The sequence below is a fragment of the Lentibacillus saliphilus genome (genome assembly GCF_019093865.1).
Classification (GTDB): domain Bacteria; phylum Bacillota; class Bacilli; order Bacillales; family Amphibacillaceae; genus Lentibacillus_B; species Lentibacillus_B saliphilus.
On record NZ_JABJXD010000007.1, the window covers coordinates 1 to 14,171 of the forward strand.

A 14,171-nucleotide genomic window follows, 5' to 3' on the forward strand; every position below is an offset into this window, starting at 1 on the left:
AAATTCAATACCAACGTCATTTGACTTAGAACCTAGAATGTCTATCCAGCGGCTTTTGTAATCAATCCAACTTTACAGCAGGAGCTTTCTTCTACGGTAAAGCATCGTTCCTGCACCGACAGTTAGCAAGGCGATACCAATAACGAGGTACATAAACATATTCGTTGCTGTTTCAGGAAGTGTCTCCCCGTCATCTGTTCCTTCCCCAGGTGTTGCATCGTCATCGTCTTTACCTGGATCAGGTGTCTGATTATCGTCATCACCATCACCTGTTCCTGGATCTTCTGGGAGATCTTCACCCATGAGATCGACAATCCGACCTTCACGCTCAGGGTCAACTATACCACCGAGGTACTGTTCTTCCACCATGTAATCACGAAGCTGCTGCCAATCAATTTCACCGATATCTTTGACACGTCCTTCATCGTAAGCCTTAGCAAACGTTTCAAACCCGTCTCCGCCTTGACCAGTAAAGCCGTTCGTTGTCACTAGATATTCAGCTGTGAGATCAAGTGGCATCTTTTCCCCGTCTTTTTGAATGTACATTTCTACAATGCGATTGCCTGGATCTTTTGTGCTATCAAAGTAGAACTGCATACCTGATACATGCAAGAACCCACCATTTTCAGCCGGTGCCTGACGTACACTGTGCTCTAAAATGTCCTTTATTTCTTGACCGGTCAGTGTAGCAACAACTGGATCATTGCCAAACGGTAAGACTTGAATCACTTCCCCAGTTGTAATCGGTCCTTTGTCAATTGGGGCACGAATGCCACCACCGTTTTGGAAGGCAATGACCGTTTCCGGGTACTTTTCCTGTGCTTTAGAAAGCATCGCATCTGTAATCAAGTTACCAAGTGCTGTTTCGTTCGCACGAACACTATCATCACCAGGTTGATCTTGACGCGGGTTGATCAGGTCCTTCATGGCCTCCGCACCAATTTCTTCATTCATTTTTTCATCAATTTGTGACTTAAATGGCTCCAACACTTCTAGTGCTTCTGCATCAGCCTCATAGGATGATACGTCAAGAAGCTCACCAGAATGACCGATAATCTCTCCGTTTTCATCGAATGAAACATCAACAGTGCCTAAATAATTCCCATAGTCACCAGCTTGAACGATCACTGTCGGCGCTTTTGCATTGCCGTCAGCATCCTCATCGACGATAACAGGGGCTTCCACTTTAGAATGAGAGTGACCACCAACAATGACGTCAATGCCTGGTACTTCTTCTGCTAAACGTAAGTCATTACCAACATCCGGAGCACTGTCAAAACCAAGATGGTTGACTGCTACGATTTTATTAATGCCTGCATCTTCAAACTCTTGTACGGCTTTTTCAGCAGCCGCCTTATAGTCAGCAAATTTAACATTCATTGGACTTGCGATGTTCACTGTATCCTCGGTCGTTAGTCCGAAAATACCAACCTTTTCTCCATTGATTGTTTTAACGATAGAATCATATATTTCACCATCTTCTGGTGTCTCAACGAGAGATTCATTCGTTTCCAAATCCTTCATAAAAGGATCTCCTGAAAAATCAATGTTCGTTCCGAGGAATGGGAAGTTCGCTCCCGCAACAAACTCAGACAATGATTCTTGACCGTTTTCCTTTGAACCGAGGTCGAATTCATGGTTACCAAACACCATTGCATCGATGCCCATTAGATTCATAAGAGCCAGGTCAGCCTGTCCTTTAAACTCGTTAAAGTACAATGTTCCAGAAAAGACATCTCCACCGTGTAGGAGCAACGCATCTGGTCGATCTGCACGATAATCTTTAATGGCCGAGATCATATGTGGATAATTTTCCACACGGGCATGTGTGTCATTCATATGCATCATCGAAAGATTGAATTGCTTCAAGTCGATTTGAGTCAATATCGGATCATGGTCACTTGCACGACCATGCATATCTGTAAAGTCTGCATTGACATGCATCACATCTACTTCTGTAGACTGTGCTAAATTATTAGATACGAGGATATGATCCAATACTTGAGAGTTACCTTGATAAACATATGTGTATCTCTCTTCTGCTGGCAACATATCCATCATGTTTGTAAGTTCATTACCTTTAAGAACGTCAAGCGGATTTGAAAATTCAAAGTCGTTCATATCACCGAGAACAACAACATTTTCCGCTGGATTATCTTGGTTAATGTCTTTTACAAACTGATTTACAAGCTTAGCTAACTCAATGCGCTGTGGTTCACTGCCTAATACGGGTGGCTGGTTTTGTCCAAACGCACCATCATCGCCCCGTTTTGAATTAAAGTGGTTGGCAATGACGACAACACTTTCCCCTTGAAATTCAAACTGTGCTGCTACTGGTTTTCTTGTGTTGTTAAAGTGCTCTGAATTTGGCGAAATGCGGCCAGGGTTAAGTGTGAGCTGACCGTTTTCATAACCGACAGCTTCAGTTGCTGTTCCGTGTGCACCATCCGTTAAACTGACACGCTCAGGATTATATAAGAAACCAACACGGATATTACCATGTGGCGCACCGCCATCCTGATTGTATTCAGGATTAATGTTGGAATAAGCGTAGGTAGGACCACCTTGTGCTTCAATTTCTGAAATGAGACGTTCATAGCTTTCTGATGCATCAGCATCATTTGGACCTTCATCTTGACCGTTGTTGTCCATGACTTCTACAACACCGATAATGTCTGGGTTTTTCATGTCTTGAACAAAGGCACGAGCAATATCCTTTGCTTTTTTGGCCGATGTTTCTGACGTATTTGCTGAGAAATTTTCCACATTATAAGTGGCAACCGTCAGCTTTTCTTCATCTTTAACGATCGTTGTTTGCTGCGGCTGTTTCTCGCTTATTTCGTGAGCTTCTTTTACATCATTTAGATCTGCGTATACTTTGAAATTACCATATCCGTAGTTAACAACACCAGTAATGGCTTCGGTAAATTGATCACCGGTTTTTACGGCAAAATCTCTTGCATCTGTATTAGGATATAGCTTGAACTGAATCAATTGTGCATTTGGTCCATCTTCCGTCAAGCGGATGCCACCATTGACCGTTGTGTTTTCTGGTGTGAATTCTTCAGTTACAACAACAAGGTCACCATGCTGCTGCGGCGCAACGGCTCTTGACGGTGCAACTTCAACCCGCATACCTTCAATGCTCTCCCAATAATCGATCGCATAAAGCTCTGGCTCAAACACATTAAAGCCTTCTTCTCCAACAATGTCAGCTGGAATACCACTTGACGTTATTTTGAGCGGTGCAGGTAATTCTACATTGCTCTCCTTAACTGTAATGACACCCCCGCGATCGTCGCGCGCATTAATTTGTGTTATCGGCAAGTCAGATTCATCACGATCACCATACCCATCAATATGGTACTCATCGACTTTACCTGTTACTTCAACGAGATCACCAACTTTAACCGTATCCTGATTGCCTGTATAAATCACAATCCCTTCAGAGGTCTTAGGATTATTATCATACTGATCTTCAGGTGTCTGCATATGGAAATAGTTGGCGCCTCTTATTTCATACTTATACGTAACAATGCCCTCGACATTCTCTACAAACTGCCCTTTCATTGAGGATTCTTGACTTTCCCCTTGAATATGATGAATTTTAACTCCTTCATCAGCATTGTATACGGCATATGTGAATTCAACGACTTCACTCGTTGTCAGCCCATCCTTTTTGGCGACTGCTTTAATTGTCACATCTGCTTCCACAGTAATCGGTGCATCGTAAACGGTACCATGGTCAACTGGGTCGCTACCATCTAACGTGTAATAAATAGTTGCATCTTGCGTTGTAGTCGCAAGTGTTACGTCAGTACCAGCTGGAACGACACCTGCATCTGGGGTTGCTGTTACTGGCTGGACAACAGAAGCATCTGCAACGATATCTGCTTGATTTCTTGGAATCAATTGCATCTCGTCATTGAATTGCGACACAATACCTGTGATTGAATCATAGGTTGCACCATTCGTTAAATCGAGCATATTTTGTTCGTCACGAACGATAAATGTATTGCCTGCCGCATCTTCAGCTGTATAGTTCGCCCAGCTACCACCATCATAAACATCTGTAAGCGTGACACTTTCGACGACGGCTAGTTCAGATTGATGCTGGCCTAACTGGTCACCGGAAAGATTAAGTGGAGCCGGAACACCGACATTAGGAGTTCGATCCTCCACGGTTGAATTCTGTAATTGAAGCAGTCCATTATACGAATCCAAACTACCCAACACAGTAATTTCATCACCGAGATTAACGTCTAGTGACGTTGGCCGCACAGCAATCGCTGCTGTCTCATCTTGTATGTGAATTGTATTTTTTAATTTTGCTGTGACAATGCCTTTTGTTTTGGCATCTCCCGTCCCCTGTTCTCTCACTTCAGCTATCGTTTTGATCTCTAAAGGTGGTTCTGGATCAGTTGGATCACCGTTCGCAAATTGCATATCTGTTGGGTCTTTAAGTCCATTATGTCCGAAGTAAGCCTCCATGCTCCCTGTTACAACGACTTCCTTATCTAAGTTATCTGGATTTGTTTTCAAGCCAAAATCAGCGCGAAAGTCTGAGGATACTTGGACATATAGCATATGATCGATATTTGTTTCATTCTGATCATCTGCAATCGCGAAATTATAATCATCTCTGAATTCCTCAGGGTCATTCGTTACGTTATCGCCACTCTTAACATAGCCAACAATATACCCTTGAACACTTTGTGTACTACCATCATTCTCTAAGGCAATAGCTTCAGACACAGAGATTGGCGCATCAGCCCCTTCTGCTTTAACAGTGAAGGGTGCAGCCGCTGGAGTAAATAAACTGAGTACAAGAACAAAAATCAACATCATGCTATAGTACTTTTGTCTTACTTTTGCATGCATTTTTGTCTCCCCTTAAGGTTTATTTATCTCTATATCCATATATGTATGAATGACCATCTCGTTGTAAAAGGCGTCCTGTTGTATGCGGCGCATTCTAGGGATAAGAGATAGTTATCACATTGGCCCTATCATACGTCTCAACAGTTTATAATTCATTTTAAAGTTAAGTTTGTTTCATCCCCCCTTTAAAGAGATTTAAAGTACAGCAAACATGCCACTTCAAAATACTAGATAGATAGATGCAAGTCAACGACATGGGAAATAATGTATAAAACATTTACAAAATTTAACGTCTTATTAACATGCCTTATATAGCAGTTTAGTGATTAAAAGCCGCCAGAACTCATATCTAGCGGCTTTTTATAATGACATAACGTTACTGCTGTGCAAGCTTTCTTCTACGGTAAAGCATCGTTCCTGCACCGACAATCAACAAGGCGATGCCAATAACGAGGTACGTAAACATATTTGTAGCTGTTTCTGGAAGCGTTTCTCCTTCTTCTGCTTCATCTCCTGGTGTTGCATCGTCATCTTTGCCCGGATCAGGCGTCTTACCGTCATCTTCTTCACCAGTTCCTGGATCGTTGTCACCAGGCTCTTCTGGTAAGTCTTCACCTTTCAAGTCAACGATACGGCCTTCTCGCTCTGGGTCTACTTCACCACCGAGATCTTCAACCATATAATCTCGGAGCTGCTGCCAATCAATTTCACCGATATCCTTGACGCGGCCTTCCTCATACGCTTTAGCAAATGTTTCAAATCCGTCTCCACCTTGACCGGTAAAACCGTTTGTCGTTACAAGATATTCAGCTGCTAGATCAATAGGTGTTCGTTGACCATCTTTTTGCACGTACATTTCAACGATGCGATTTCCTGCATCCTTCGTACTATCAAAATAGAACTGCATGCCAGACACGTGCAGGAATCCACCGCTTTCAGCTGGTACCTGCCGTACGCTATGCTCTAATATATCCTTGATCTCTTGCCCTGTTAACGTTGCGACGACTGGATCGTTACCGAATGGTAGAACTTCAATGACTTCCCCAGTCGTAATTGGACCTTTATCAATTGGTGCGCGGATACCTCCACCATTTTGGAATGCAATGATCGTCTCAGGGTATTTCTCCTGAGCTTTTGCAAGCATTGCGTCCGTAATCAAGTTCCCAAGAGCTGTTTCGTTCGCACGAACACTGTCTTCCCCTGGGTTCTCCTGACGTGGATTAATCAAGTCTTTCATGGCTTCTGCACCAATTTCCTCGTTCTTCAAAGATTCAATTTCAGACTTATATGTGCTCATTACTTCAAGCGCTTCTGCATCTGCCTCATAAGCTGCTACTTCAAGCAGTTGTCCAGCATGTTCAATCACTTCACCTGCACCATTAAAGGTGACATCTACAGTTCCTAGAAAATTACCATACTGACCTGCTTGCACGATTACTGTTGGTGCTTTAGCATTGCCTTCAGCATCTTTGTCTACAACAGCCGGTGCTTCTACTTTAGAATGGGAGTGACCACCAACAATGACGTCGATGCCTAATACTTCTTCCGCTAAGCGCAGATCATTACCAACGTCTGGTGCACTGTCGAAGCCAAGATGATTCACCGCGACGATTTTGTTAATACCTGCTTCTTCAAATTCTTGTACGGCTTTTTGAGCTGCAGCTTTGAAATCTGCAAATTCAACATTCATTGGGCTCGCAATGTTCACAGTATCTTCAGTCGTCAATCCGAAAATACCGACCTTTTCCCCATTGATTGTCTTGACGAGAGAACGATATATTTGTCCTTCTTTTGGAGCGTCAACGAGTGATTCATTTGTTTCCAAATCCTTCATAAATGGATCTTTTGAAAAATCAATGTTCGTACCGAGGAATGGAAAGTTTGCCCCCACAACAAATTCAGACAACGATTCATGTCCATTTTCCTTTGAACCGAGATCGAACTCATGGTTACCAAACACCATTGCATCAATACCCATCATATTCATGAGAGCGAGATCTGCTTGTCCTTTAAACTCGTTAAAGTAAAGCGTTCCAGAAAAGACATCTCCACCGTGTAGCAATAATGCATTTGGTTTTTCTGTACGTACATCCTTAATTGCTGAAATCATTTTCGGATAGCTCTCTACACGTGCATGTGTATCATTCATATGCATGAGTGACAGATCAAAACGAAGATCCACAATTCGGTTCTCTATTTCCGGATTGACTTTGCCACCAAGGTATTCGTCTTCAACCATGTAGTCACGGAGCTGTTGCCAATCAATTTCACCGATATCTTTGACGCGGCCTTCTTCATATGCTTTGGCAAACGTTTCAAATCCATCTCCACCTTGGCCAGTAAAGCCATTTGTCGTGATGAGATAGTTAGAAGTCATTTCAATTGGAACAAGCTTCCCATCTTTTTCGACGTACATTTCCTTAACGCGATTTCCAGCTTCTAGTGTACTATCATAAGAAAATTTCATACCGGAAACGTGCAGGAAGCCACCGTTTTCAGCTGGCGCCTGACGGACACTATGCTCTAAAATATCTTTAATTTCTTGTCCAGTCAGCGTTGCAACAACTGGATCATTACCGAATGGCAAAACTTTCATAACCTCTCCAGTTGTAATCGGTCCTTTATCAATTGGGGCACGTATGCCTCCACCGTTTTGGAATGCGATGACTGTTTCAGGATATTTTTCCTGAGCTTTTGCGAGCATCGCATCTGTGATCAAGTTACCAAGTGGTGTTTCATTAGCGCGAACACTCTCATCAGAATCCTTGTGACGTGGGTTCTTCAACTCTATTAAAGCCTCAGCGCCAATTTCTTCATTTTTCACTTTATCAATTTGAGTTTTATACGTTTCCATTACTTTTAAAGCATCTGCGTCAGCATCATACGTGCTTACTTCCAATAGTTGACCAGAATAGCTGATAATCTCACCGGACTCATCAAATGATACATCAACTGTGCCTAAAAACTCCGCATAGTCACCAGCTTGGACAATGACTGTAGGTGCCTTATCATTTCCATTCGCATCCTTATCTACAACGACAGGTGCGTTCACCTCAGAGTGCGAGTGACCACCGACAATAACGTCTATACCGGGTACTTCTTCAGCGAGACGAAGATCGTTACCAACCTCTGGTGCGCTGTCGAAGCCAAGGTGATTCACCGCAATAATTTTGTTAACGCCAGCATTTTCTAGCGCTTCAACAGTTTGTTCAGCAGTGACTTTAAAGTCTGCAAACGTTACGTTCATAGGGCTAGAAATAGCGACTGTATCTTCAGTTGTTAAACCGAAAATCCCTACCTTTTCCCCGTTGATTGTTTTAATAATAGAATTATAAATTTGGCCGCCAGCTGGCGCCTCAATAAGTCCGTCACCTGTTTCAAGATCCCTCATAAATGGATCCTGTGAAAAATCTATGTTTGTACCGAGGAATGGAAAGTTAGCCCCAGCAACAAAGTTAGACAACGATTCATGCCCATCTTCCCTTGATCCAAGATCGAATTCATGGTTTCCAAATACCATTGCATCAATGTCCATTAGATTCATTAATTCCAAGTCAGCTTGTCCTTTAAATTCATTAAAGTAAAGCGTTCCAGAAAAAACGTCACCACCATTTAACAGCAATGCTTCTGGTTTTTCAGCACGGACATCTTTAATCGCTGAAATCATTTTTGGATAACTTTCCACACGGGCATGTGTGTCGTTCATATGCATAATTGATAAATCAAATTGATTGTTGACATCCTGACCTTTTGCTTCAACCGTAAAAGGTGAAGCTGCTGGAGTAAATAAACTGAGTAAAAGAACAAAGATTAGAGCAATGCTATAATACTTTTGTCTCATTTTAGCATGCATGCTAGTCGCCCCTTGCAAGTTATTTATCTCACAATCGTTGAAATGACCAATATGTTCATGGTGTCATCAATCGTCTCGTTGTTAATTGTGTGTTTCAAGTTATGGAGATATGATGAATTTCCTTTACATACAACTGATTAAAACGTCTTTTGATAACGTTTTCAATAATCGGAATGAGTTAAATGCCTCCTTTTCTATGAACATGAAGAATACATGTTTAAAATACAAGATTACGAGCTTTATGTCAATCAAATGGAAATAATTGACTATCGTTAGTTGAGTCGCCTTCTCTGTGACACCCCTATAAAAAATAAAAGAAACCATAAAACTGCGAGATGCCTAATGGTTAGTGATTGACAATCAATTTTCCACACAAAGAAACTGACCAAGATGCTTCAAGGTCAGCCATACATAATGTTTTATTCCTCTTCGTTTTCAACTGGATATGCATAGGTTACAAAGCGATTCGGGGCACTGCCAACATAGTCAAACGGATAACAAGTTGTGACAACGAGCGCTTCTTCACCCATTTTACGAATAACAGACGTATCATCTTCAGGGACAATTTCCGTTTCTCTTATTTCATACGTATACGTCCCATATGGTGTTTCTACTTTGTATTGGTCTCCAATTTCTATTTTATTGAACTCTCGAAAGACGGTGTCACGATGTCCCGACAAAACGATTTGTTCGTTTTGCCCAGGATAGACAGAATTTGCCAAGTGTCCGACGCCTTGCCTTAATGATTCAGCATCTGTTCCCTCGACGATTGGGAGTGTTTTTCCTAGCTTAGGAATTTCCAGAGTGGCAAATGCTTCACCGTGCTCCGCTTTAAATTCATACGGATTGAAGATTATATCGGAATCTAGACCATTTTTACTGATACCTTCATTAATTCTTTTTTGGGCTTGTTCCAACGATTGTTTTTGTGCTTTCTCATGGGCCATATATTGATATCCAAAGACCGCAATACAAATCAAACCTATAATCATTAATGCTTGACTCAACCGTTTCATAACATCACCTCTGATTATGTCAGTAAATACTTAATTTGAGTCTACAATATTATGGTAAAAATAGCCATAATTTTAAATACCTCATGCTATAAAGACACAGACTCAGTGTTTTTATGATGTCTTTCTTCAGATTCATGAATAACAGTTGTTCCTACTAAATCACCCGCTACATTTGTAGCTGTCGCGCCCATTCCTACAAGCGCGTCTATTGAGGTTAATAATGCAACTACTTCTATCGGTAAACCAGCTTGGCTAAACACTGTTGCAATCATAATAATGCCAGCTCCTGGAACTCCGGCAGTTCCAATTGTGGCGAGGGTTCCAACGATCACAATCTCAACCATACTCCCAAATGACAATGGCATACCTATGACATTCGCTGCGAAGACAACGGACACACCAACTCTGATTGCAGCACCATCCATATTGATCGTTGCACCTAATGGTAAACTAAATCCATACAAGCTTTGTTTAATGTTCAATTTTTTGGCAGCGTCTAAGGTTAACGGCAAGGTTCCAGAACTACTTTGTGTGACAAATGCTGTTAAAATTGGTGTACGTGCATAGGAAACAAATTTACGTACATTAATTTTGAATAGCTTTAAAATGACTGTATACAAAAGAAGCTGTATCACAATTGCTATATAGAAAACACCTATCATTGATCCGAGTGATGTTAATGTATCCAATCCTTGTACACCAACCGTCTTAGCGATAATGGCTAGGATACCAATCGGCAAGTATTGTAAGACCCATGACATGACCTTAAACGATGCTTCATTAATTCCCGAAGCAACATGATAAAGCAAATCACCAACATCTTTTGTCGTTTCTTGTCCGCGCAAGACGGCAATCGCGATACCAAAAATAAGTGCAATAAAGATAATGCCTAGCACATTTAATTCACTAAATGCTGTCACGATATTATCAGGCACAATATTCAATATCACATCAGTAAGAGCTGGCGCATCAGGTACAGTTACATCTTCATCCACCGGGATTTGTAAACCAGAACCAGGGTTGAACAAATGCGCAATTAATAATGCAATTGCAATACCGAATGCTGATGTAATCAAGTAATAAACAAATACTTTTCCACCCATTCGTGCTAAATTCGTAACGTGTGATTGATTAATACCAACAATAATTGTAAAGAGAATAAGTGGGATAATGAGGAGTTTAAGTAAACGAATAAGTAAATCTCCCAATGGACTTATAACACTTGCCTGTTCGCCAAATATAAGTCCAATTAGAACACCTAATATGAGTGCAATTGTAATTTTTATTATTAATGGGATTTCAATATATCCCTTCCATAGTTTTTGCATAAAGCGTCACCCTTTTTTTGAATAATACTTTGCATTGTACACGAATTGCTCATGCTTCGCCTAGTAAACAGCTTATGCATCATACTTATATAACTTGATCTTGAAATGACTTCATCAATCTTACCTTATTAATAGTGCTTCAACGTAAAAAAAAGATCCAGACAAATCGTCTGAATCAGCAAAATGTAGCATATGAAGCGTTCATTAACGATATCCATACGCGACTGAACGCCGTTTGAAATCTCTCAACACACTTAATTAATCGCGTACGAATTACAGTTATCTACGTCACCATCCATTTTAAACCATGTGCCATCTCGCCTATATTTGTATGTTTCCCCATGCTTAAAGTAAACGTTGATATCGCCAATATCTGCTTCAACCTTCGCAAGCTGATCCTCAACATAATTAAGCCGTTCTTGCATTTGTAAAGAGGATAAATGCTTCTTATACACGTCATCAAATAATCCTTTTTGGCGTTGAGTCAGGTTTTTATACCCGTCTATATGTGACATACATAATTCTCTAAACAAGTTTTTCACCATACAGATCACCTGCCTTTTAAATTATATGTATTTCACATAATCAATGTTTCGACGTGCTTGATAATTTTCAAAAAAAAAAAGGCTATTATCGTTAAATAGCCAATAGTGTCCAATTCTATATCGAACGTGAACCAATTGGCGGATGGGCAATCATGGTGCATTGCATAGCACGTTAGACCCCTGTCTTTGCGTCCCACCTTTTCAAGTGGTTTGCCGTTTACAAATGGATTTGTAAATACTACCATATTATATAATTTTTCAAGCAATGATACAACCACACTAGAGATTTTTTTTTAAGCTTAATACAAATGTAATATTGGTGGCATTTTAATTATTGCGGTTTTATTCACTACAAAATATTCATTTAGTTTAGCTGCGACCAGTCAATGCCTTTCATTCCTGCCGCTTCCAACATAGCATTCGTCTGTGAAAATGGCTGACTGCCAAAAAAACCACGATGTGCTGATAGTGGGCTCGGATGTGGCGATTTAACAATATAATGCTTTGTTGTATCAATGAGAGTTTCTTTACTTTGAGCAGCTCGGCCCCACAAAATATAAACAACAGGTGTTTCTTTCTTATTCAAATACGAAATAACTGTATCTGTAAATTGTTCCCACCCTTTGTTCCGATGTGAATGCGCTTCTCCCTCTCGTACAGTTAACACAGTATTTAATAAGAGGACACCTTGCTTGGCCCATCCTGTTAAATTGCCATGCTGAGGAGTAGGACAACCGATATCACTTGCCAACTCTTTAAATATGTTAACCAAAGAGGGCGGTTGCTTAACGCCCGTTTGTACCGAAAAACTTAGCCCATGGGCTTGATTAGGACCGTGATACGGATCTTGTCCTAATATAACAACCTTAACGTGATGAAAAGGTGTTAAGGTTAGTGCATTGAAAAGGTCTTCCCTAGGGGGATACACGGTATGTATGGCATACTCACGGTTTAAAAATGTACTGAGTTCAACGTAGTACGGTTTTGTAAATTCATTTTGAAGAATCTCTTCCCAAGCATGCATGGTGTCTGGTACCTCCCTTGCTTTGTCGATGATGCAGATTTAAAACCTCTCTTAAAAGAGAGGTTTTATAGGGCATACATATTCCACGATATTAGCCGTCATACAACGGAATACTAGCGATTTAATTGGCCAACAATAAGTCATATTACTCAATCTAACTTTTAATCTAGCATCTCTTTAACTTTTGCAACTTCTTCATCGCTTACATTCATATAATAGATGCCGTCAATCATCGTCCCTGTACCTTGGAGCATATATGAATTGATGTTCTTTCGCGTATCCTTATATCCTGAGAATAAATTTTTCATATCATCAAAGTCCATACTCGTTTCCATATTATTACCGAGAATGTTAATCATACCGTGAATTTTTGTAACCGACCCTGCCGTTGCGCCTCTTTCAATAATGGCTTCAATAATCTGACGTTGACGTTTCGTTCGACCAAAGTCGCCAGCGGGGTCTTGTTTCCGCATTCGAACGAAATGCATCGTCTTGTCACCATCCATAGAAACAGTACCCTTCGGAAAATCATACGCGCCATCAGACCACGCGATCTCATTTTCTACAGTTATTGGACCAATTTCATCAACGACCTCCTGTAGCCCTTCCATGTTTAATCGTACAAAATAGTCAATATCAATATCAAGAAAGTTTTCAACCGTGGCAACCGACATATCAGCACCACCAAATGCATAGGCGTGATTGATTTTGTCCATAAATCCTTTTCCAACAATCGTAGTTCTCGTATCACGAGGAATCGACACAATTTGCATTGCGTCATTTTTCGGATCAAGGGATAGAACCATCAAGGCATCGGAGCGCCCTTTATCTGCCCCACGTGCATCAACGCCGAGAAGCAATACATTCACAGGCTCTGTCGCTTTCACTTTCTTTTTTGTTTTTTCAATATCAATTGATTCTACTGGCTTGTGCATCTTTGTATTAACTGTTTCCTTGGCATTATTTAGGATTGAATACCCATATACACCAGTTCCAAGCAATAATGTCAATAAAACGACTACCGGAATGATCAGCCATTTTTGTCTAGATCCTCGCTTATTACGTTCTGTTCGTGTCATCATGCAGCCTCCAATTTTAAGCAATCATTACTTTTAAGGTGATTTGTTCAATGTCATTTACAATGGTGGAGCAATGATTCTGGGACCATGTACGATCAGAACGATTAAAAATCGAACATATACGATACGTTTCCTAGTCGCTCCTTTTGTAGCAGTCATTACATTCATATTTATATATATGGTCAATATAGATTAGACGATTGTAACGGCTAGAGCGTTACAATTAAAATTACTTTTTCATAGAATTCCGTTTACAAATCACCCATTCATTGAAACTACATTATACACGATTCAATCGCAGAACAAAATGAAGATCGCTATTATCTCTTCGTTAACGTATCATTCTTAGGATATGAAATACATAATAGACATCATTATGACGCCTTATTAACTTAACAAAAAAACAGAAAGCGTCGTCTTTAAGTATAAGGACGCTTTCTGGCTT

At 40.6% G+C, this 14,171-nt stretch carries 7 protein-coding genes and 1 riboswitch; all 7 genes read right to left on the reverse strand.

What is annotated here, in order from left to right; translation table 11 throughout:
* Positions 1-72 precede the first annotated feature (72 nt).
* The gene (locus HPC67_RS11520) at positions 73-4,881 is read right to left on the reverse strand and encodes a 5'-nucleotidase C-terminal domain-containing protein (protein ID WP_217588052.1); all 4,809 of its coding nucleotides are present in this window, start codon (positions 4,879-4,881) and stop codon (positions 73-75) included.
* A gap of 376 nt (positions 4,882-5,257) precedes the next feature.
* On the reverse strand, positions 5,258-8,734 hold the full coding sequence (locus HPC67_RS11525; RefSeq protein WP_217588055.1) for a 5'-nucleotidase C-terminal domain-containing protein: 3,477 nt from the start codon (positions 8,732-8,734) through the stop codon (positions 5,258-5,260).
* 419 nt (positions 8,735-9,153) lie between these two features.
* Entirely contained in the window at positions 9,154-9,750 is a 597-nt protein-coding gene (locus tag HPC67_RS11530; RefSeq protein WP_217588057.1) for a class D sortase, read from the reverse strand.
* An 86-nt stretch (positions 9,751-9,836) separates the two neighbouring features.
* Complete coding sequence (locus tag HPC67_RS11535) at positions 9,837-11,078, reverse strand: dicarboxylate/amino acid:cation symporter (protein WP_217588059.1); 1,242 nt, start codon at positions 11,076-11,078, stop codon at positions 9,837-9,839.
* A 254-nt stretch (positions 11,079-11,332) separates the two neighbouring features.
* Positions 11,333-11,593 (reverse strand): hypothetical protein, encoded by a 261-nt coding sequence (locus HPC67_RS11540; RefSeq protein ID WP_217588060.1) that lies wholly within the window; start codon positions 11,591-11,593, stop codon positions 11,333-11,335.
* Positions 11,594-11,757: 164 nt separating this feature from the next.
* Positions 11,758-11,848: riboswitch (cyclic di-GMP riboswitch) on the reverse strand.
* Positions 11,849-11,987: 139 nt separating this feature from the next.
* Positions 11,988-12,647 carry a uracil-DNA glycosylase gene (locus HPC67_RS11545; protein ID WP_217588062.1) on the reverse strand — a complete coding sequence of 220 codons (660 nt, stop codon included), beginning with the start codon at positions 12,645-12,647 and terminating at the stop codon, positions 11,988-11,990.
* 161 nt (positions 12,648-12,808) lie between these two features.
* A complete protein-coding gene (locus HPC67_RS11550) occupies positions 12,809-13,726 on the reverse strand; it encodes an LCP family glycopolymer transferase (RefSeq protein WP_217588064.1) in 918 nt (305 codons plus the stop codon).
* Positions 13,727-14,171: the final 445 nt, after the last annotated feature.